This window comes from Promicromonospora sukumoe (assembly GCF_014137995.1).
In the GTDB taxonomy this organism is placed as follows: Bacteria; Actinomycetota; Actinomycetes; order Actinomycetales; family Cellulomonadaceae; genus Promicromonospora; species Promicromonospora sukumoe.
The window spans coordinates 114,876-134,813 of record NZ_JACGWV010000003.1 but is presented as its reverse complement, the minus strand read 5'-3'; the positions used below and the strand labels follow the sequence as shown (position 1 = coordinate 134,813).

Annotated in this window: 19 protein-coding genes; 11 read left to right on the top strand and 8 right to left on the bottom strand. The window is 74.3% G+C overall.

Going from position 1 to position 19,938, the window contains the following annotated elements:
* Window positions 1-24: 24 nt before the first annotated feature.
* From FHX71_RS24740 to FHX71_RS24730, 3 genes are all read right to left on the bottom strand, one after another.
* A complete protein-coding gene (locus tag FHX71_RS24740; protein WP_182620185.1) occupies window positions 25-1,143 on the bottom strand; it encodes a diacylglycerol/lipid kinase family protein in 1,119 nt (372 codons plus the stop codon).
* 34 nt (window positions 1,144-1,177) lie between these two features.
* A complete protein-coding gene (locus FHX71_RS24735; protein WP_142032120.1) occupies window positions 1,178-1,975 on the bottom strand; it encodes a glycosyltransferase family 2 protein in 798 nt (265 codons plus the stop codon).
* Between the two features lie 195 nt (window positions 1,976-2,170).
* Entirely contained in the window at window positions 2,171-2,995 is an 825-nt protein-coding gene (locus FHX71_RS24730; protein WP_182620184.1) for a DUF5926 family protein, read from the bottom strand.
* A 108-nt stretch (window positions 2,996-3,103) separates the two neighbouring features.
* Here FHX71_RS24730 and FHX71_RS24725 point away from each other — a divergent pair, with 108 nt between their 5' ends.
* Window positions 3,104-4,450 (top strand): CoA transferase, encoded by a 1,347-nt coding sequence (locus tag FHX71_RS24725; RefSeq protein ID WP_182620183.1) that lies wholly within the window; start codon window positions 3,104-3,106, stop codon window positions 4,448-4,450.
* A gap of 10 nt (window positions 4,451-4,460) precedes the next feature.
* Here FHX71_RS24725 and FHX71_RS24720 read toward each other — a convergent pair whose 3' ends face one another.
* From FHX71_RS24720 to FHX71_RS24710, 3 genes are all read right to left on the bottom strand, one after another.
* The gene (locus FHX71_RS24720) at window positions 4,461-5,318 is read right to left on the bottom strand and encodes a hypothetical protein (RefSeq protein WP_182620182.1); all 858 of its coding nucleotides are present in this window, start codon (window positions 5,316-5,318) and stop codon (window positions 4,461-4,463) included.
* A gap of 249 nt (window positions 5,319-5,567) precedes the next feature.
* Entirely contained in the window at window positions 5,568-6,962 is a 1,395-nt protein-coding gene (locus FHX71_RS24715; RefSeq protein ID WP_182620181.1) for a hypothetical protein, read from the bottom strand.
* A gap of 190 nt (window positions 6,963-7,152) precedes the next feature.
* Entirely contained in the window at window positions 7,153-8,592 is a 1,440-nt protein-coding gene (locus FHX71_RS24710) for a glutamyl-tRNA reductase (RefSeq protein WP_182620180.1), read from the bottom strand.
* A 49-nt stretch (window positions 8,593-8,641) separates the two neighbouring features.
* Between FHX71_RS24710 and hemE the strand changes: the two genes are divergently transcribed.
* From hemE to hemL, 6 genes are all read left to right on the top strand, one after another.
* Window positions 8,642-9,727, top strand: a complete 1,086-nt coding sequence (gene hemE / locus FHX71_RS24705) for a uroporphyrinogen decarboxylase (protein WP_312877203.1) — start codon at window positions 8,642-8,644, stop codon at window positions 9,725-9,727.
* Window positions 9,724-11,247, top strand: a complete 1,524-nt coding sequence (locus FHX71_RS24700) for a protoporphyrinogen/coproporphyrinogen oxidase (RefSeq protein WP_182620179.1) — start codon at window positions 9,724-9,726, stop codon at window positions 11,245-11,247. The genes hemE and FHX71_RS24700 overlap by 4 nt, the downstream gene beginning before the upstream one ends.
* A 121-nt stretch (window positions 11,248-11,368) precedes the next feature.
* Window positions 11,369-12,415 (top strand): hydroxymethylbilane synthase, encoded by a 1,047-nt coding sequence (gene hemC, locus FHX71_RS24695; protein WP_182620178.1) that lies wholly within the window; start codon window positions 11,369-11,371, stop codon window positions 12,413-12,415.
* Window positions 12,412-13,383, top strand: a complete 972-nt coding sequence (locus FHX71_RS24690; RefSeq protein ID WP_182620177.1) for a uroporphyrinogen-III synthase — start codon at window positions 12,412-12,414, stop codon at window positions 13,381-13,383. Before hemC ends, FHX71_RS24690 begins: the two co-directional genes overlap by 4 nt.
* Before the next feature lie 124 nt (window positions 13,384-13,507).
* The gene (gene hemB / locus FHX71_RS24685; protein ID WP_246403583.1) at window positions 13,508-14,455 is read left to right on the top strand and encodes a porphobilinogen synthase; all 948 of its coding nucleotides are present in this window, start codon (window positions 13,508-13,510) and stop codon (window positions 14,453-14,455) included.
* Window positions 14,452-15,837, top strand: coding sequence for a glutamate-1-semialdehyde 2,1-aminomutase (gene hemL, locus FHX71_RS24680; protein WP_376770167.1), 1,386 nt, complete (start codon window positions 14,452-14,454; stop codon window positions 15,835-15,837). The genes hemB and hemL overlap by 4 nt, the downstream gene beginning before the upstream one ends.
* 105 nt (window positions 15,838-15,942) lie before the next feature.
* Here hemL and fdhA read toward each other — a convergent pair whose 3' ends face one another.
* Window positions 15,943-17,163, bottom strand: a complete 1,221-nt coding sequence (gene fdhA / locus FHX71_RS24675) for a formaldehyde dehydrogenase, glutathione-independent (protein WP_182620175.1) — start codon at window positions 17,161-17,163, stop codon at window positions 15,943-15,945.
* Between the two features lie 225 nt (window positions 17,164-17,388).
* On the opposite strand from fdhA, the gene FHX71_RS24670 reads away from it, so the two are divergent.
* Window positions 17,389-17,688: a hypothetical protein gene (locus FHX71_RS24670; protein ID WP_182620174.1), complete on the top strand. Its 300-nt coding sequence runs from the start codon at window positions 17,389-17,391 to the stop codon at window positions 17,686-17,688.
* 156 nt (window positions 17,689-17,844) lie between these two features.
* Window positions 17,845-18,351: a hypothetical protein gene (locus FHX71_RS24665; protein ID WP_182620173.1), complete on the top strand. Its 507-nt coding sequence runs from the start codon at window positions 17,845-17,847 to the stop codon at window positions 18,349-18,351.
* On the opposite strand, the gene FHX71_RS24660 is transcribed toward FHX71_RS24665, so the two are convergent.
* The gene (locus FHX71_RS24660) at window positions 18,305-19,048 is read right to left on the bottom strand and encodes a response regulator transcription factor (protein ID WP_182620172.1); all 744 of its coding nucleotides are present in this window, start codon (window positions 19,046-19,048) and stop codon (window positions 18,305-18,307) included. The genes FHX71_RS24665 and FHX71_RS24660 overlap by 47 nt on opposite strands.
* An 83-nt stretch (window positions 19,049-19,131) precedes the next feature.
* Here FHX71_RS24660 and FHX71_RS29865 point away from each other — a divergent pair, with 83 nt between their 5' ends.
* Together FHX71_RS29865 and FHX71_RS24650 are read left to right on the top strand one after the other, a co-directional pair.
* Window positions 19,132-19,506 (top strand): metal-sensitive transcriptional regulator, encoded by a 375-nt coding sequence (locus FHX71_RS29865; RefSeq protein WP_182620171.1) that lies wholly within the window; start codon window positions 19,132-19,134, stop codon window positions 19,504-19,506.
* A gap of 86 nt (window positions 19,507-19,592) precedes the next feature.
* On the top strand, window positions 19,593-19,901 hold the full coding sequence (locus FHX71_RS24650) for a heavy-metal-associated domain-containing protein (protein WP_182620170.1): 309 nt from the start codon (window positions 19,593-19,595) through the stop codon (window positions 19,899-19,901).
* The last annotated feature ends 37 nt before the right edge of the window (window positions 19,902-19,938 follow it).

Here is a 19,938-nt window from a genome sequence, read left to right as displayed (position 1 = left end):
GCCCAGGGTAGATGGCCGCGGCGGTCACGGTGCCCGGACCAGCAGCGCGCCCGGCTGGACGCGCACGTCGACCTCGACGGCCCGGCCGAGGGGATCCCCGTCGACCTGGGCCTCTTCGCCCGCGGGCACGCGGATGCGCGCACGGCGGGCCTTGGTGTGGTCGATGCGGCCGAGCTTCTCCGGCAGCTCGTTCCGCACCCCCACGCCCTGCATGGCGATCTCCAGGGTGAGCTGGGCCCAGCCGAGCACGCCGCCGCGCACGTCGACGGCCGCCACGTCGAGCACGCCGTCGTCGAGCACGGCGTCGGGCAGCAGGGTGACGCCGCCCGGGAGCATGCCGCAGTTGCCGACCATGATCGAGCGGGCGCGGGCGTCCACGGGCGGGTGGTCGTCGAGCTGCAGGGTGGCGCGCATGCGCCGGGCCTGCATGTGTGACAGACCTGCCACGAAGTAGGCGACCCAGCCGACCTTCTTCTTCAGGTTGGAGTCGGCGGTGGCGACCATCGCGGCGTCGAACCCGAGGCCGGCGATGACCAGGAAGATGTGCTCGCGCTCCGTGTCCGGCTCGTGGTCGGGCTGGTTGGGGTGCTCGTCGTTGCGCGGGGTGTCCGCGAACTCCTCGACCCGGAGCCAGCCGACGTCGATGGCCCGCGTGCGCCCGGCCAGGATCACGTCGAGCGCCTCGTCCATGTTGACCAGCGGGAGCTCGAGGTTGCGCGCCAGGAGGTTGCCCGTGCCGACCGGCAGCACGCCCATCGGCTTGTCCGAGCCGACCATGGTCTCGGCCACGGCACGCACGGTGCCGTCACCGCCGGCCGCGATGACGATGTCCGCGCCGTCGGCCAGCGCCTGCCGGGCCTGCCCCTTGCCGGGGTCGTCGATCGTCGTCTCGTACCAGAGCGGCTCCGGGAGCCCGTTCGCCTCGAGGTGCGCGCGCACGCGCGCGGGCAGCCCGCTCGCGTGCAGCTTCGACGGGTTGACGATCACCGCGACCCGCGGGGCCACCTGCACGCTCTGCGGGACCGCGTGCCGCCGGTCCCGGCGACGCATCCAGGCCTGCTGCGACCACGCGCCGACGGCGACGGCGAGTGCCAGTACCCCGATGACGATCGCGATGATCCCAAGCCAGACCTGCCACTCCATGAGGTCAGGGTACGGGGCTGGCCTGGGGGTCGGATCAGCTGCGGACGTTGGACCCGGCGTGCCGCACGGCGTCCACCGCGCCCCGCATCTTGCGTGCGTTCACGGCCAGCAGGACGTCCCGGTACTGGGCGGCCCGGTGGATCTGGCCCTTGAGGTCGTTGGCCGACGCGCGGTGCTTCAGGTCGCACGGCACCTCGACGGCGACGTACCCCTTGCGCAGCAGGTCGATGGTCATGCCGGTCTCGACGCCCCAGCCGCGGGCGAGCGGCGTGGCCGCCTCGAACGCCTCGCGGGTGAGGCAGCGCATCCCGGACAGCGGCTGCGACGGGCTCCAGCCCGTCATGGCCTCGATCGCCCGGCGGGACGCGCCGACGACGACGCCACGGCCACCCGCGCCGGCCTGCTTGGGCAGGAGCGCGATCGCGAGGTCGGCGACGCCCTCGCGGACCGGGCGCACGAGCGGTGCGGTGTTCACGGCGGTGTCGCCGAGGTCACCGTCGATGAACATGAGCAGGCGCGGGGGGCGCCCGTCGGCGTCGCGCATCGCGACCACCGCGGCGCCGGTCTCCATCGCGGCGGCCTTGCCGCGGTTGTGGGAGTGGCGCACGACGACGGCACCGGCGGCACGCGCGACGTGCTGCGTGTCGTCCTCGGAGCCGTCGTCGACCACGAGCACGAGGTCGACATGGGGGATCGCACGCGCGGAGCGCACGGTGGCGGCAATGCGCTCGGCCTCGTCCTTGGCGGGAATGATGGCCGCCACCCGCTGGACGTTCTTGCCTGCCTGTGCATTGCCGGGACGCGTGGTCTTCGCGACCGGGAGAGCGTTCACACCTGTCCTGCCTGAAGCGTCGATTTGCCGTGGTGAGTGTTCGGATAGCCCTTTGCTTGGTGAGTGCAAAGGTTTACCCCTGGAATCCTACTCCCTTGGTCCGCTAGTTGCCGAAACCTGGGCCGCTCGTGGCGATCCTCGGTGACTGCCCTAGCGTTCCGGGCCGCTCGCGCACGACCGGCCGGGGCGTCCGGTCTAGCGCAGGGTGACCTGGCGAGAGACGATACCCGCTCTTGCGCGTCGCTCGTTCGCATCAAGCGGCTCCTTGATGGAAAGTGCTTTCGCGAGCTTCTCGCCGAGCTCGGCGACGGGACCCTCCAGGTCAGCGGCCTCGGTGCCCTTCGGCAGCTCCCACACCGGGACGACCAGGCCCGACGCGCGAAACGCTCCCACGAACCTTCCACCCGCGAGCCCTGACTCGCGCTTTGCGTGCAGCCGGGAGATCGCGTCGATCACGTCGTCCTCCGGCTCGGGACGGGCCCAGCGGAGGAACTCCCGCGTCATGCTGCACCAGTAGGCCGACTCGGCCGACTCCACCTTGACGGTGGGGATCGCGCCGTCCGCGGCGTCCTCCAGGTTCTGCTTGAGCTCCGGCGTGACGTCGGCGCTCGGGTCGAGCCAGTAGTCGAACGAGTCGTGCACGGTGACCTCGAACGGGACGCTCAGGTCGAGCACGTCCTGCAGGCGCGGGCCCTCGCCCGGCAGCTCGCCCGACTCCACGGCGGTACCCGGCTCGAGCTCCATCGCCTCCAGCAGCGCGGCGGCCAGGTCGCGGCTCACGTCGCCGGACCCGACGATGCCCTGCACGGCGAGCAGCAGCGTGCCGTCCGCGCGGTGCAGCGCGGTCCAGGCGCCCGGCAGGAGCGTCACCACGGTGACGTCGCGGGAGCCGTACTCGGCGGTGGTGCGGGCGGTAGCGGTCGCGGACGGGACGATCTCGCGCATCGACACCCAGTCGGTTTCCCCGGGGAGACCTTCGAAGGGCCGGAGCACGAAGTCGGAGGAGGGGTTCTTGGCCATGCGGCGAGTGTATCCGCGCGGCTGGTGGCAGATCTGTCGGGCCGGTGATGTTTCGGGGCGGCCCGTGCGCGACTCCTGGGGACCTGGCCGGCGGGCCATGATGGAACGGTGGAACCCTGGCTCGCCGCGCACCTGCCCGTGCTCGACCTCGCGCTGGACGCCGTCCGCGCCGTGCAGCGGGCGGCTGCGCGCGCCGTGCGCGGGGCCGGCTCGCCCGGTTCCGGCGGGTCCGACGCCGCCGTGCCGGGCGGCCCGCCCGACCCCGCCCGGGTCGCCGTCGGCTTCGCGTCCGACCGGGTCCTCGCGCTCGACGGCCGGCCCGTGCAGGGGTTCGCCGAGCTGTCCGGCTTCTTCCGCACCGCCGACGGCTGGGTCCGTACGCATGCGAACTACCCGCACCACCGGGCGCGCCTGACGGCGCTCGTCGGCCTGCCCGACGACGTCAGCCGCCCCGCCTTCGCCGAGCGGCTCGCCACGCTCCCCGCGCAGGAGCTGGAGGACAGGGCCGCCGACATCGGCGCGATCGTGGCGTGCGTCCGGACCGAGCGGGAGTGGCGGGCCTCCCCGCCGGGCCGGGCGGCGGCGTCGGGCCCGCTGGTGCGGACGGAGGTGCGCGGGGCCGAGGCGCGCCCCGAGGAGCACCCCAGGGCACGCACCGGGGAGCGAAGCGGCGCGACGGGTGCGGCGCCCCTGGCCGGGGTCCGGGTGCTCGACCTGACCCGGGTGATCGCCGGGCCGGTCGCCACGCGCACGCTCGCGCTCCTGGGGGCGGACGTGCTGCGGGTCGACCCGCCGGTGCCCGCCGAGATCGGCTGGCAGCACCTCGACACGGGCCAGGGCAAGCGGAGCACCGTCCTGGACCTTCGGGACGCCCGCGACCACCGCACGGCCCAGGACCTGCTCGACGGCGCCGACGTGCTCGTGACCGGCTACCGGCCGGGGGCGGTCGAGGCGCTCGGCCTGCGGGTCCCGCCCGGCACGGTGACCGGCCGGGTGTCCGCCTGGGGCGACGCGGGGCCGTGGGCGGCCCGCCGTGGGTTCGACTCGATCGTGCAGGCCGCGAGCGGCATCGCCCTGCTGGAGGGGCGCGACGGGGCGCCGGGGGCGCTGCCCGCCCAGGCCCTGGACCACGCCTCGGGGTATCTGCTCGCGGCGGGGGTCGTCGACGCCCTGACCCTCCGGGACGGCGACGGGCTCGGCCGCGACGTCGCGGTCTCGCTCGCCCGCACGGCCGCCTGGCTGCTCGACCTGCCGGGCCGGGACCCGCACCACCCGGCCGCCGCGGGGCCGCCGGACGGCGCGACCGTGACGCACGGGAGCGTCACGACCGCACGACCGGTGCTCCCGGGGCACGACGACTACCCGCGGCCCGCGCACCCGTGGGGCACGGACGCGCCGGGCTGGCTGCCCGCCGGCCGGGGGACGGCCGGGCGGGGCACCGCCGGGCGGGACTAGGAAGAGAGCGTCAGGCGCGGATGCGGCTGCGGCGGGCGACCAGCAGCGAGCCGGCGCCGCCGAGGACCAGCGCGCCCGCCGCCGCCGTGAGGGCGGTGGCCTCGGCACCGGTCGTGGCGAGGCGGACCGGGGCGTCCAGCGTGGCCTCCGTGAGCGTCGATGCCTCCTGCTGCACGGCCTCGACCTCGCTCGGCACGTAGGCGGTGAGCTCGGCACCGGCCGTGTCGACGGCCTCGGGCGTGCCCTCCCACTGCTGACCCGGGGCCTGGACGGCCGCGGGCGGCTCCGACGCGGCGACCTGCACGGGAGCGGCGGTCTGCTCGGGTGCCTCGACCTCGGCGACCTCGGGCTTCTCGGCCGGCGCCGCGGTCTGCTCGACCTCGGTGACGACGGTCGGCGGCGCCTTGGTGCCCGCCTCGCTCGTCTCCTTGACGTACTCCCGGACGACCTCGCGCACCTTCTCGCGGTCCTCGTCGCTCCAGCCGGCGTCGTGCCCCTGGTTGCCCTGGCCGCCCTGGTTGCCGCGCGAGGACTCGCCCCGGCCGCAGTCACGGTCACGGTCGCCGGAGCGGCCGTCCTGCGAGCCGCCGTACTGCGGCACGTCGTAGTTGGGCTGCGAGTAGCTCGACGGCTGGTACGAGCGCGGGGAGTCGGAGTGGCGACCGGAGTCCCGGTGGCCGTCGCGGCCCCGGTCGTGCCCGCGGTCGTAGTCCGCGGAGTGCCCGTCGCGCCCGTCGTGGCCGCGGCCCTCGTGGGCCATCGCCGGGCTGGCGACGGCGGTCGCCGCGGTGGCGAGCGCGATCGTCGCCACGACACGGGTGGCCGCGGACTTGGCGACGGACGAAGGCTTGACGGCGGCGTGCTTCATGAGAGCTGCTCCAGCTGGTCGGCTACAACGGCCCGGAACCCGGGATGCCACGACGCTACCTGATCGGTAATAGCGGGAAAAAGGGGTACAACCGAAAAACCTCATGCCCTGGTAACGATCCGATAACAACGGACACAAGAATGGAACCTTCGGAAAGCGCCGGAGAACGCAAACGGGGTGGAGCGCCAATGGCGCTCCACCCCGCTACGTCAAGACCGAAGAGGCTGGGGTCCTCCCGGGGGATTCAGCTCAGGAAAGACCTCCCAGCAGGCCGCCGGTGAGGCCGCCCACGGCACCGCCGGTGAGGCCGTCCACGGTGTCGGTCACGCCACCGACGGTGTCCTTCACGGCGCCGCCGGTGACGCCGCCGACGGTGTCGGTCACGGTCTTCACGGCGGGCTTGGCCACGCCGTCCACGACCACGTCCTTGACGATCGGCTTGGCCACGCCCTCGACGACGACGTCCTCGACCAGCGGCTTCGCCACGCCGTCCACGACGGTGTCCTTGACGACCGGCGTCACGACGCTGTCGACCACGTCGCCCTTGACGACGCCACCGACGCCGTCGAGCACGACGTCCTCGACGACCGGCTTCGCCGCGCCGTCCACGACGCTCGGCGCCACGTCACCGGTCACGGTGCCGACGGCACCCGGCACGACGTCGCCCGTCACGTTGCCGACGGTCGAGGTGACGCCCGGGACGACCCCACCCTGCACGGAGCCCACGGCACCCGGCACGACGTCGGTCACGGCCGGCTTGACGATGCCGTCCACGGCGACGTCGCCCACGACGGTCTCGACCGCACCGGCGGCCGGGGTGGTCACCTTGGCGACCAGGCCGGGGACGCTCGCGACGACGCCGGGCACGTTCGACACGACGCTGTTCAGCACGCCGCCCACGCCGCCGAGCACGCCCGGCAGGTTGGCCGTCAGGCCCGCGACCGGCGCGGTCACGCCGCCCAGCACGTTCGGCACGTTGCGGATCACGTCGGCAACGGTGGCCGGGACGCCGTCGACGGTGCCGCCCGCGACGCCCGCCACGGTGCCCGTGGCACCGTTCACGACGTCGCCCGCGGCCACGCCGCCCACGACGCCGTTGACGACGTCACCCTGGAGCGCGCCGCCGGCAACGCCCTGCACGACGCCGGTCGCGGACCCGACCGCGCCGGTCGCGGTGCCGAAGGCGCCGCCGCCGAGCACGTTCGCCAGCGCGGACTTCGCGGTGCCGGTCACGCCGGACAGGGCCGAGCCCTCGGTCACGCCGCCGACGACACCGGAGGCCTGGGGCAGCGCACCCTGGAGGGCGCCCGAGACGTACTGGGCCGGCTCGTAGTTCGGCGCGAGGGCCGTGGTGGGGGCGATGGAGGCGGGCAGCTCGGCCTTCTCGACCACGTCGGTGACGACGTCGGTCGAGGGCAGCTTGCCGGTGAGCTCGTTGATGTCGATCGAGGTCGACGAGATCGCGGGGAGGCCCGACTTGAGGCCCTCGGCGGTCGTGCCGAGGTCACCGAGAGAGTCCAGCGGCGACGCCTCCGCGGCCATGGCCGGCGCGGCCAGGCTCGTGGCCGCGGTTGCGATGGCGACGGTCGCGATGGTCCGCGCGCCCGCCGATGCGGTCTTCTTCTTGTGTGCTGCGTGCTTCAAAGTTGCTCCAGCATCTCGATGCGCAAAATGCGCGTTCGGTCCTTGAGCCCCCGAACTTAGCCCGCACCCCCGGGTGAATAAAATCACCCTAGTTACGATTTGGTAACGATGGACGAATTGGACCCATGATGCAGGGCCGCCCGGCATATCCGGACAATGACCACCGGTTGGTTATCGGCGCGGGGTGTGGTTATCGGCTGGAGCGGCGGTCGGCGTCCCGCTGGGCGGACGCCTCCATCGTCAGGGCCTCGGCGCCCTGGACCAGCGCCGCCTCCGCGGCGCGCGCCTCCGCGGTGGCCCGGGCCCGCACGGCGACGATCTTGTCGTGCAGGTCGGCGTGCACCCGCTTGCGGACGTCGCGGGCGATGACGTCGACGTCGGCCTCCTCCGGCGCGCGCTCGCCACGCAGGGCGAGCTCTCCGGTGAGCCGGGCGACGGCGGCCTCGATCTCGGCCACGACCCGGACCTCCGCCTCGTCGAGCAGCGCGACCACCGCGGCGTCGGCCTCCCGGCCCAGGCGGGTCTCCTCGAAGCGCCGGGCGGCGGTGTCCACGATCCCCTGCGCCTGCGCGACGACGTCGTGCGCGACGGCGGGCGCGTGGGCCTTGAGCGTGGCGAGGTCGTACAGCAGCACGCCCTCGACGTCGGCGACCTGCGGGTCGACGTCGCGGTGCAGGGCAAGGTCCAGGATCACGAGCGGGTGGGGCTCCGGCTCGTCGCCCGCCCGCTCCGCGGCACGCTCCCGCGCGCGGACGACGGCGGCGGCGTCCAGCACGTGGCCGAGGCTCGCCTCGGGACCGGCGTCGCCGGTCAGGCCGCGCGGCGGCGTCGTCGGGCCGGACTCGGCGCGCGCCGCGATGGCGCGGCCACGGGCGCCGCTGCAGCTCACCACGATGTCGGCGTCGGACAGGGCCTCGACGAGGGAGGCCACCGGCCGCACGCCGTGCGACTCGGCGAAGGCCTCGGCGCGGCCGGACTGCGAGTAGACGCTGATGTCCTCGCAGCCACGCGCCCGCAGGGCGGCGACCGAGGCGCCCGCGTAGGAGCCGGTACCGATCAGGACGGCGCGCGCGCCGTCCCACGGCGGCAGCTCGCCCTCGGCGAGGTCCAGCGCCAGGGCGACGACGGACCGGCCCGCCGCGCCGAGCTCCGTGTCGGTGCCGACGCGCTTCGAGGTGCGCGACGCCGTCTGGAACAGGAGCTCCAGGCTCTTGGACGTGGTCTCCTGCTCGCGGGCGATCGCCAGCGAGCGCTTCACCTGGCCGGCGATCTCGCGCTCGCCCACGACCATCGCGTCCAGACCCGACGCCACGGCGAACAGGTGCTCCGTGACCTCCGGGCCGGTGCGGACGGTGAAGCTGCGGGCGGCGACGTCGCCGGTCACGCCCGACGCGTGGGCCACGAGCTCGGCCACGTGGCGCGTCGCGTGCCGGATGCTGTCGCCGCTCAGCGGCGCGTCGACGTCGAGGTAGAGCTCGAAGCGGTTGCACGTGGAGATCACCACGGCACCCGCGACGGGGCCGCACGTACCCACGACGACACGACCCACTGACGACGAACCCGTGGACAGGCGCTCCAGCGCGTCGAGGTCGAGCTCGCGGTGGCTGGCGGTGAGGGAGAGGAGAACCACAGTGCTCCAACTTTATGCACCGTGGCCCGGCAGGGCAGAATCGTGAAGCGTGAAGTCCACCACGATCACCCCTGCCCACCCGCTCGCCGACGGGCGGACCGCCGCCGCACCCCTTGTGCAGGCGCTCCGGGGTGAACGTCCTGGTCGCACGCCCGTCTGGTTCATGCGACAGGCCGGCCGCTCCCTGCCCGAGTACCGCCAGGTGCGCGAGGGAACCGGGATGCTGGAGGCGTGCCTGCGGCCCGCGCTGGCGTCCGAGATCACACTCCAGCCCGTGCGCCGGCACGGCGTCGACGGCGCCGTCTTCTTCTCGGACATCGTGGTGCCGCTCAAGCTCGCCGGCGTGGGCGTGGACATCAAGGCCGGGGTGGGCCCGGTGATGGACCAGCCGTACCGCACGGCCGACGACGTCGCGCGGCTCACGTCCCGCAGCCTCGACGACGCGGCCCTCGACCCGATCCGCGAGGCCGTCGCGCTGACCGTCGCCGAGCTGGGGTCGACGCCGCTCCTCGGCTTCGGCGGCGCGCCGTTCACCCTCGCGGCCTACCTGGTGGAGGGCCGGCCGTCGCGCGACCACCTGGCCGCGCGCACCCTGATGCACGCCGACCCCGCCACGTGGGACGCGCTCGTGACGTGGACCGCCGACCTCACCGGGGCGTTCCTGCGGGCCCAGGTCGAGGCGGGCGCGAGCGCCGTCCAGCTCTTCGACTCGTGGGCCGGGTCGCTCTCGCTCGCGGACTACACGTCGCGGGTCGCCGCGTCGTCGACGCACGCGCTGTCGTACGTCGCGGACGCCGGCGTGCCCGCCATCCACTTCGGCACCGGCACCGGGCACCTGCTGCCCGCGATGCGCACGGTCCTGGCCGACGCCGGCGTGGCGGACCACGCCGTCGGCGTCGACTACCGGACACCGCTCGACGAGGCCGCGGCGCTGCTGCCCGGCGTCCCGCTGCAGGGCAACATCGACCCCGCGCTGCTGGCCGCGCCCTGGGACGTGCTGGAGGCGCACGTGCGCGACGTCGTCTCCCGCGGGCTCAAGGCGCCCGGGCACGTGGTCAACCTGGGGCACGGGGTGCCGCCCGAGACGGACCCGACGGTGCTGACCCGCGTGGTCGAGCTGGTCCACTCGTTGTGACCTCCTCGGCGGGGCGCTCCGGCGCGACGGACGTGGACGCCGTCGTCGTCGGCGCGGGGATCGGCGGGCTCGTCGCCGCGCACGCGCTCGCCGGGCGCGGGCTGCGCGTCGTCGTGCTGGAGGCCGCCGACCGGGCGGGCGGGCCGATCCGCGGCGGGGCGTTCACGTCGCTGCCGGACGTGCCTCTGGACCTCGGGGCGGAGTCGTTCGCGGTGCGCGGCGGGGCCGTCGAGGGGCTCGCCGGCGAGCTCGGGCTGACCGTCGAGGCGCCCGCCGCGCTCTCCGCCTGGGGGTACGCCGCCGGGCGCGCGTTCCCGCTGCCGGCCGCGGGCGTGCTGGGCATCCCCTCGCGGCCGTGGGCCGCCGACGTGCGGCGCGCGATCGGCTGGCCCGGCGTGCTGCGCGGCGCGCTGGACCGGGCGCTGCCCGCGCGGCTCGTCGACACCACCGACCTGGGGACCCTCGCCCGGTCGCGGCTCGGCGCCCGCGTCGCGGAGCGGCTCGTCACCCCGGTCGCGGCCGGGGTGCACTCGGCGCCGCTCGACCGGCTCGACGTCGCCGCCGTCGCCCCCGGGCTGCTCGACGCGTACGCGCGGACCGGGTCGCTGTCCCGGGCCGTGGCGTCGCTGCGGGCCGCGGCGCCGCCCGGGTCGGCGGTGCGCGGGATCGACGGCGGGGTGCACGCGCTGGTGGACGCGCTGGTGAGGCGGCTGGACGTGCGGTTCGGTGTGCGGGTGACCGGGGTGGAGCGGGCTGAGGCTGGTGCTGGGGCTTGGGCCGGTGCTGGGGCTGAGGCCGGGCCGGCGTGGCTGGTCGGCACGGCCGACGGCCAGGTGCTCCGCACCTCCCGCGTGGTCCTGACGACGCCCGCTGCCGCCGCCGAGATCGGTCGGTCGCACCGAGACCGGTCGGTTGACGGACCGATCTCAACGCAACCGACCGAGCTCATTTCCGCTCCCGCGCAGGAGACCCCCGGGCAGGGGAAGGCTCTCGTGCCGCCCGCGCCGCCTGAGCGGGGGGCCGACATCCGGCTGGTCACCCTGCTCCTGGACGCCCCCGAGCTCGACGCCGCCCCGCGCGGCTCGGGGATGCTCGTGGCCCCCGGCACCGCGCCGGGCGCCGTCCGGGCCAAGGCGCTGACCCACTCGACGGCGAAGTGGCCGTGGCTCGCCCGCCGCGTGCGCGACGCCGCCGGACCAGGCGTGCACGTGGTGCGCCTCAGCTACGGCCGCATGGGCGAGCCGACGCCGGAGCCCACCGCCCAGGAGGCGGCGCGGGACGCGTCGGCGCTGCTGGGCGTCGACCTGACGGACCGGGTGCGGGAGGTGCTGCACCAGCGCTGGGACGGCGGACTGCCCCCGCCGACGCCGGCCTACCGGGCAGCGGTCCGCGAGTTCGAGGGGTCCGTTCTGGCGGAGCCGGGCCTCGACGTCACGGGCGGCTGGATCGCCGGCACGGGTCTGGCGGCGATCGTCGCGCACGCCGGACGCACGCCCGAACGCCTCGGCGAGAGCGCCTGAGGGCTCCCGCAGGGCGCGTTCCGGTGCGACGTTCTGACAACCCGTTACCAACCCTGTGAAATCCGTCCATCGGGCACCTTCCGGTTTCCTCCCGGCGGGGGTTCGGGTGGAGACTGGGTTGGTGACCCCGACCCCCCTCTCCGTCAGCACCTCTGGAAGCACCCCCGCCGACGCCGGGCCGATCCGCCTCGGTACCCGCGCGAGCGCGCTCGCCACGACCCAGAGCGGTCTGGTGGCCCGGCGCCTGGAGGAGCTGACCGGCCGACCGGTCGAGCTGGTGCACATCAAGACCGAGGGCGACGTGAAGACCGGGAGTCTCGCGAGCCTCGGCGGCACCGGCGTCTTCGTCACCGCCCTGCGCGAGGCGCTGCTGGACGGCCGCTGCGACGTCGCCGTCCACTCCCTCAAAGACCTGCCGACCACTCCCGCCGAGGGCCTCACCTTCGTGACGCCCGAACGCGAGGACCCACGCGACGCCCTGTGCGCGCGGGACGGCCTCACGCTCGCGACGCTGCCGCACGGCGGACGCGTGGGCACCGGCTCGCCGCGGCGCGCCGCGCAGATCCGCGCGGCGCGGCCGGACCTCGACGTCGTGGACATCCGCGGCAACGTCGGCACCCGGCTCAACCGCGCGCTCGGGCCCGACGCCGACCTCGACGCCGTCGTGCTCGCCCACGCCGGGCTGTCGCGCCTGGGCCGGACCGAGGTGATCAGCGAGGTGCTCGACGTCGACGTCGTCTCCCCCGCGCCCGGGCAGGGCGCGCTCGCCGTGGAGGTGCGCACCGCGGACATCGTGTCCGACGCCGGTGCGCCGCCCGTCGCGCCCGACCTCGCCGAGGCGATCCACCTGCTGGACCACCGGCCGACCCGGCTCGCGGTGCTCGCCGAGCGCTCCGTGCTGGCCCGCCTGGAGGCCGGCTGCGCGGCCCCGGTCGGCGCGTACGCCACGGTGTCCGGCACGGTGCTGGAGCTGCGGTCCGTCGTGGCCGCCGTCGACGGCTCGGAGCAGATGTCGCGCCGCGCGGAGGCCCTGCTCTCCCAGGACGTCGCGCCCGAGGTGCTCGACGCCGCCGCGCGCACCCTGGGCATCACCGTCGCCGAGAACCTGCTGGCCGACGGCGCCGAGCGACTCGCGCCGCTGAGCGCGACCGTGCCGGAGAAGGCGTGACCGAGCAGGTCCCCTCTGCGGCCGGACCCTCGGGAACGGCCGGGCCCGACGACGCCGTCCGGCGGCCGGTCGTGCTGGTCGCGCGCGCGCCGGAGCGCGCCGCGGGGCTCGTCGCGCTGCTGCGGGAGCGTGGGTTCGACCCGGTCGCGGCCCCGGTGATCGAGCGGGCACCGGTCGAGGACCCGGCCGAGCTCGACGCCGCCCGCGAGCGCCTGGCCGACGGCGCGTACGCCTGGGTCGCGATCACCAGCGTGAACGCGGTCGACGCGCTGCTCGGACCGGCGGCGGACGGTGCGGTCGCTGGCGACGCGGACACTGGCCCGACAGCCGCGCCCGGGGAGGACACCACGTCCTCGGGGTCGGTTGCTGGGAGTGGACAACGTCTACCCAGCGCAACACACCCCGGAGCACATGACTCGCCCCCGGACGACGCGCCCGGCACGCGTCCCGCTCGACAGGTGCGGTGGGCCGCCGTCGGCCCCGCGACGCAGCAGGCGCTGGCCGCGCACGGCCTCGCCGTCGACCTGGTGCCGACGAACGCGACCGGCGCCGGGCTCGCCGAGGCGTTCCCCGCAGCGCCGGGCGACCCGAGCCCGGCCGATGCCTCCCCCGCGACCGGCGCCGCTCGCGAGCACCGGGTGCTGCTGTCGCTCGGGGACCTCGCGTCGGACACCCTGCGCGCCGGGCTCGTGGCCAAGGGCTGGGCCGTCGACGTCGTGACGGCGTACCGCACGGTCGCGCACGAGCTGCCGCCGGAGCGCCGCGGGCCTTACGACGTCGTCGTGGTCGCCTCGGGCTCCGCCGCCCGCCAGGTCGCGACCCAGCTCGGACCGCAGCGGGTGGTCGCGATCGGAGAGCCCTCGGCTCGCGCAGCGAGCGCCGTCGGGCACACGGTGCTGGCCGTGGCCGACGCACCCACGGACGCGGCCCTCGCCGGCGCCGTGACCGAAGCACTCGTCAGAACCTGATGCACCTGTCAGACGCTCAGGTCACCCTGGTGACCTGAGCGTCTGACACCACATGAGAGAGAAGGACATCGTGAGCTCCTCCGGGATCGTGTACCGGCCGCGTCGTCTGCGCGCCACGCCGGGCATGCGGCGTCTGGTCGCCGAGACCCGCCTGCACCCCGCCGACCTGGTGCTGCCCCTCTTCGTCAAGGAGGGCCTGACCGAGCCGGTGCCGCTGGCGAGCATGCCCGGGCAGGTGCAGCACACCGAGGAGTCCCTGGTCGAGGCCGTGCGGGCCGCCCGGGACGCGGGCCTGGGCGGCGTCATGCTGTTCGGCATCCCGACGGTCAAGGACGGTCACGGCTCGCAGGCGGACGCCCCGGACGGCATCCTGCAGCGGGCGCTGCGGGCCTCGCGCGCCGCGCTGGACGAGGGCCTCGCCCCCGGCGCGCCCACGCCGGTGCTCATGGCGGACACCTGCCTCGACGAGTTCACGGACCACGGCCACTGCGGCGTCCTGACGTCCACAGGGGCTGTGGACAACGACGCGACCCTGATCCGCTACGCCTCGATGGCCGTGGCCCAGGCCAAGGCCGGCGCGGACGTGATCTCGCCGTCGGGCATGATGGACGGCCAGGTCGCGATGATCCGGGACGCGCTCGACGACGCCGGGTTCGCCGACACGAGCATCCTGGCCTACAGCGCCAAGTACGCGAGCGCCTACTACGGACCGTTCCGCGAGGCCGTGGACTCGGAGCTCCAGGGCGACCGGAAGACCTACCAGATGGACCCCGCGAACGGCCGCGAGGGCCTGCGCGAGGCCGACCTGGACCTCGCCGAGGGCGCGGACCTCGTGATGGTGAAGCCGGCCGGGTCCTACCTGGACGTACTGCGCGCCGTCGCGGACCGGAGCGACGTGCCGGTGGCGGCGTACCAGGTCTCGGGCGAGTACGCGATGATCGAGGCGGCCGGCGCGAACGGCTGGATCGACCGGGACCGCGCCGTCCTGGAGTCGGTCACGAGCATCAAGCGCGCCGGCGCCGACGTCATCCTCACCTACTGGGCGCTGGAGATCGCGGAGTGGATCAAGTGACCGAACAGAACCGAGACACCGTCGAGGCCCAGGCCCTGCGCCGGACGCCCGAGGCGAACCACGCGGCGTTCCTGCGCGCCCAGGACGCGATCCCGGGCGGCGTGAACTCGCCGGTCCGCGCCTACGGCAGCGTGGGCGGCGACCCGCGGTTCCTCGCCTCGGCCAGCGGCCCGTACGTCACCGACGTCGCCGGGCGCGAGTACGTGGACCTGGTCTGCTCGTGGGGTCCCGCCCTGCTCGGGCACGCGCACCCCGACGTCGTCGCCGCCGTGCAGGACGCCGCCGCGCGCGGGCTGTCGTTCGGCGCCCCGACCGTCGCCGAGGTGGAGCTCGCCGAGGAGGTGCGGCGCCGGGTCCCCGCGGCCGAGCGCGTGCGCCTGGTCTCGACGGGCACCGAGGCGACGATGACGGCGATCCGCCTCGCGCGCGGGGTCACGGGCCGGCCGCTCGTGATCAAGTTCGCGGGCTGCTACCACGGTCACATGGACGCACTGCTGGCCGAGGCCGGCTCCGGCGTCGCGACGCTGGCCCTGCCGGGTTCCGCGGGCGTGACCGACGCGACCGCGGCGGAGACCCTGGTGCTCCCCTACAACGACCTCGCGGCCGTCGAGGCGGCGTTCGCGCAGCGCGGCTCCGAGATCGCCGCCGTCATCACCGAGGCGTCGCCCGCGAACATGGGCGTGGTGCCGCCGGTCGAGGGCTTCAACGAGGGCCTGCGCCGCATCACGTCGGCGCACGGTGCCCTGTTCATCATGGACGAGGTGCTCACCGGCTTCCGCGTGGGGCCCGCCGGCTGGTGGGGCCTGGAGAACGACGCGATCCGGGCCGCCGGGGGCGAGGGCTACACGCCCGACCTGTTCACGTTCGGCAAGGTCGTCGGCGGCGGCATGCCCGTGGCGGCGCTGGGCGGACCGGCGTCGGTCATGGACCACCTGGCCCCGCTGGGGCCCGTCTACCAGGCGGGCACGCTGTCCGGGAACCCCGTGGCGGTCGCCTCGGGCCTGACCACCCTGCGGCTGGCCGACGACGCCGTGTACGCCCGGGTGGACGAGGTCTCGCGCGTGCTGTCGGGAGCCGTGGGCGACGCGCTGACCGCCGCCGGTGTCGAGCACCGCGTGCAGCGCGCGGGCTCGCTGTTCTCGGTGTTCTTCGGCCCGCTGGCCGCGGCGTCGGGCGTGCGTGACTACGCGCAGGCCCAGGCGCAGGAGACGTTCCGGTACACGGCGCTGTTCCACGCGATGTTGGCCGCCGGGGTCAACCTGCCGCCGTCGGTCTTCGAGGCCTGGTTCGTCTCCGCGGCGCACGACGACGCCGCCGTCGACCGCATCCTGGCCGCCCTCCCGAACGCGGCGGAGGCCGCCGCGGCCGCGCAGCCGAAGTAGAACCAGGGCGAAGTAGAACCAGGGCGAGATAGAACCCCAGCGTGTGCTGGAGTTCTATCTCGCCCTGGTTCTATCTCGCCAGAGTTCTATCTCGGCGCGCTGGGGTCAGGCGGCCTTGATGTAGTCGTTCGGGTTGAGCACGAACTTCGTCGCCGCACCCTCGTCGAACTCGTGGTAACCCGTCGGCGCGTCCGTCAGGGAGATCGCCTGGGCGTTGACGGCCTTCGCGATCTGCACCTTGTCGTGCAGGATCGCCTGCATCAGGCCCCGGTTGTACTTCATCACCGGGCACTGGCCGGTCGTGAACGCGTGGGACTTGGCCCAGCCGAGCCCCAGCCGCAGCGACAGCGACCCGACCTTCGCGGCCTCGGTCGACGCCCCCGGGTCGCCCGTGACGTACAGGCCGGGGATGCCCAGCGCGCCGCCCGCCCGGGTGACCTCCATGAGGCCGTTCAGCACGGCGGCCGGGTGCTCGGTCGAGGAGTCGGACCCGTGCCCGCGCGCCTCGAACCCGACGGCGTCCACGCCGCAGTCCACCTCGGGCTCACCCAGGAGCTGCTCGATCTGGTCGCCGATCGGCCCGGCGGCGACGTCCACCGTCTCGCAGCCGAACGACCGCGCCTGCTCCAGCCGCTCCTTGTTGAGGTCGCCGACGATCACGACGGCCGCACCCAGCAGGTGCGCCGACGCCGCGGCCGCCAGGCCGACGGGTCCGGCTCCCGCGATATACACGGTGGAGCCCACGCCCACACCCGCGCTCACGCACCCGTGGAAGCCCGTCGGGAAGATGTCGCTGAGCATCGTCAGGTCCATGATCTTCTCGAGGGCCTGGTCCTTGTCGGGGAACTTGAGGGCGTTGAAGTCGGCGTACGGCACCAGCACGTACTCCGCCTGGCCGCCGACCCAGCCGCCCATGTCGACGTACCCGTACGCCGACCCCGGCCGGTCCGGGTTCACGTTGAGGCAGATGCCGGTCTTGCGCTCCTTGCAGTTGCGACAGCGTCCGCACGCGATGTTGAACGGCACGGAGACGAGGTCGCCCACGTCCAGGAACTCGACGTCCGGGCCCTTCTCGACGATCTCGCCGGTGATCTCGTGCCCCAGGATCAGTCCCGGGGGCGCGGTGGTACGGCCACGGACCATGTGCTGGTCGGAGCCGCAGATGTTGGTGGACACGGTCCGCAGGATCACGCCGTGCGGCACCTTGCGGCCCACGTTGGCCGGGTTGACCCCGGGCCCGTCACGGAGCTCGAACGTCGGGTAGTCGATGTCGACCACCTCGACCACGCCGGGTTCGCGGTAGGCGACCGCCTTGTTTCCAGGCATGTTGGGTTACCCCTTCCAGGTCATCCTTGAGCTGGCTTCGGTCCCTTGTCACGCTACGCCGGGCCCCGGTGACTCTCATCCGCGACCGTGAACATCATCCGCTGCCGACGGGCGTCGTCGGCCCGTCCCGGATGGGGAGTTCTGCCCACAGACCGCGGCCCGTCGTTCTGCCACGCTCTGCTCGCCGCGCGCAGGGTGCGCGCGGTTCGAGACAAGGGAATGCACATGGTTTTCTTCGGCTGGGGCAGCAAGAGCAAGTCGGCCCCGCTCGACGCGGGGCGCGCCCTGGTGCTGCGCTACTCGTACTTCCACCTGTTCTGGATCCTGCGGCTGTCCTGGGGCCTGCGGTACAGCCTCGCGACCGCCACGGAGGCCGGGTGGGCGACGCGACCGCTCTCGGACGAGGAGGCCATGCAGCTCGACGCGCCCAGCAGGCTGTCGCTCAACCTCTGGTGGCGGTTCGGCCTGCTGCTCTGGGCGGCGGTGGCCGTGGTCGCGATCGTCATCGGCAACCTGACCCGCTGACCGGGCCCGCCGGACCCCCGGAACACCGCGGACCTCAAGAAACCTTAAGAACCTCAAGGGCGATCCTGAGCAGCCCTTGAGGTTCTTCGCCTGGGCGTTGAGTTCCGGGCCGCACGCTGGGAGCAGCCATTCAGGCACTCACGGGGAGGCGCGGCCATGTCGGAGCTACGAGACTTCTGGACCGACGGCGACGAGCTGGCGGACGGCACGGGCCGCCCGGACGGCGACCGCCCCGGGGCCGAGCCCGGCGACTTCGCCGGCGAGGAGCCCGCCCGGGCGCCGCGCGAGCTCGCGACGGACATCCTCGACGAGGGCGTGCTCCGCGACCTCGCCCAGGACCTCGGCGGGGCGACCGCCCGCCGGCTCGCCGAGCAGTACGCCGCCGGTCTCAAGCGACGCCTCGAGCTGCTCACCGTGGCCGCCCTCGACCGCAGCGGGTACGCCGTCTACGACACGGCGGCCGGCCTGGCCGTGTCGGGCGCCATGGTGGGGGCGGTCGCGCTGGCCCGGGCGGCCTGGGCTGTCGCGCAGGACGTGGTCCGGACGCGCGCCATGCCGTCGGTCGAGACGCTGGAGCAGCTCATGCGCCTGGCGCACGACACGGAGGTCGCGCTGGTCAGGCACTCTCGAACCGGTACCCCAGCCCCCGAACCGTGTGGATGAAGCGCGGGCTCGTCGGGCTGTCGCCGAGCTTGCGGCGGACGTTCGCCACGTGCACCTCGACCGTGCGGCGGTCCGCCTCCGTGACGTCGCCGCCGTAACCGTGCTCGTCGGGCCAGAGCAGACGGGCCAGGTCGCCCTTCGGCACCGGCCGACCGCGCGCGTCGTGCAGCGCCGCGAGGAGCACGAACTCTGTGCGGGTCAGGTGGACGGGCTCGCCGCCCAGGCGGACCGTGCGGCGGGCGGTGTCGACCACGAGCCCGCCGTCGTCGTCCGGACCGGGAGCGGGTGCCTCCGGGGCCGTGGGCGCCGGGACGAGGTGGCCGGAACGGCGCAGGAGCGCGTCGATGCGCGCACGGAGCTCACGCGGCCGGAACGGCTTGGTGACGTACTCGTCGGCACCGGACTCCAGCCCCATGAGCGTGTCGACCTCGTCGACCCGGGCCGTGAGCATGACGACGACCGTGTCGGAGAACGTCCGCACCCGGCGCACGACCTCGAACCCGTCGATGTCGGGCAGGGAGACGTCCACGGTGGTCACGACGGGCTGGTGAGCCTTGACCAGCGCGACGCCCTGCGCGCCGGTGGCAGCGGGATGCACGGTGAAACCGGCCTGCTGCAGGATGACCTCGATGACCTCACGAATGAGGTCGTCGTCCTCGACCACGACAGCAACGCCCCGCCCCCCTGACTGGTCCATCGGTCGAACCTAGCAATTGGCTCGCCGCCTCGCCCGTGCCAGCACACTTGACTCACTACCCCGGTGGGGTATCTCATGGACGCATGACCGAGGCGACGGAGACCACCGAGGCGACCGAGGCCGCCGTCGGGCAGCAGGACCACGACGACCATCACGCTTCCGGTGCGCACGACGGGCCGCACGGGTACGCCTCCGACAAGACCGGCTACCTCAAGCGGATGCGCCGCATCGAGGGGCAGGTTCGCGGGATTGCCCGCATGATCGACGAGGACGAGTACTGCATCGACGTGCTCACCCAGGTCAGTGCCGTGACCAAGGCGCTGCAGGCGGTGAGCCTGGCGCTCGTCGAGGACCACCTGGGACATTGCGTGGTGGACGCCGCCAAGGCGTCCGACGCCGAGGGCGCCGCCAAGGTCCGGGAGGCCTCGGAGGCGATCGCCCGCCTCGTCCGCATGTGAACGGCGGGCAGCCCGCGCACGCCCCCTGGGCCGTGCGCGTCGGGCTGCCCGCGCACCTCCGCCAGCCCATGAACCGAGGAGACAGCATGACCACCGTGACCAAGCTCGCCGTGACCGGGATGACCTGCGGGCACTGCGTGTCCGCCGTGACCAACGAGCTGAAGGGCGTGCCGGACGTCCAGGACGTGAGCGTCGAGCTGCACGCCGGCGAGACCTCCCTGGTCCGCGTGATCTCCAGGCTCCCGCTGGCGGAGGCGCCCCTGCGCGACGCCGTGGACGAGGCCGGCTACGACGTCGCCGACGTCGAGGTGCTGGAGAACGCCGTGGCGGCCGAGTCCGCGGCCCAGGCCCCGGGCCGCCAGGCGACCCGCTCGCTGCCGATCATCCAGTCCTGACAGGATGACCCGCGCCCGTAACGACCCGTGATGACCC

Coding starts and splice junctions, on each gene's coding strand:
- FHX71_RS24660 (WP_182620172.1), bottom strand. CDS start 19,048: ATGGACCAGTCAGGGGGGCGGGGCGTTGCTGTCGTGGTCGAGGACGAC.
- hemB (WP_246403583.1), top strand. CDS start 13,508: ATGCGGCGTCTGGTCGCCGAGACCCGCCTGCACCCCGCCGACCTGGTG.
- FHX71_RS24665 (WP_182620173.1), top strand. CDS start 17,845: ATGTCGGAGCTACGAGACTTCTGGACCGACGGCGACGAGCTGGCGGAC.
- FHX71_RS24740 (WP_182620185.1), bottom strand. CDS start 1,143: ATGGAGTGGCAGGTCTGGCTTGGGATCATCGCGATCGTCATCGGGGTA.
- fdhA (WP_182620175.1), bottom strand. CDS start 17,163: ATGCCTGGAAACAAGGCGGTCGCCTACCGCGAACCCGGCGTGGTCGAG.
- FHX71_RS24670 (WP_182620174.1), top strand. CDS start 17,389: ATGGTTTTCTTCGGCTGGGGCAGCAAGAGCAAGTCGGCCCCGCTCGAC.
- FHX71_RS29865 (WP_182620171.1), top strand. CDS start 19,132: ATGACCGAGGCGACGGAGACCACCGAGGCGACCGAGGCCGCCGTCGGG.
- FHX71_RS24730 (WP_182620184.1), bottom strand. CDS start 2,995: ATGGCCAAGAACCCCTCCTCCGACTTCGTGCTCCGGCCCTTCGAAGGT.
- FHX71_RS24650 (WP_182620170.1), top strand. CDS start 19,593: ATGACCACCGTGACCAAGCTCGCCGTGACCGGGATGACCTGCGGGCAC.
- FHX71_RS24720 (WP_182620182.1), bottom strand. CDS start 5,318: ATGAAGCACGCCGCCGTCAAGCCTTCGTCCGTCGCCAAGTCCGCGGCC.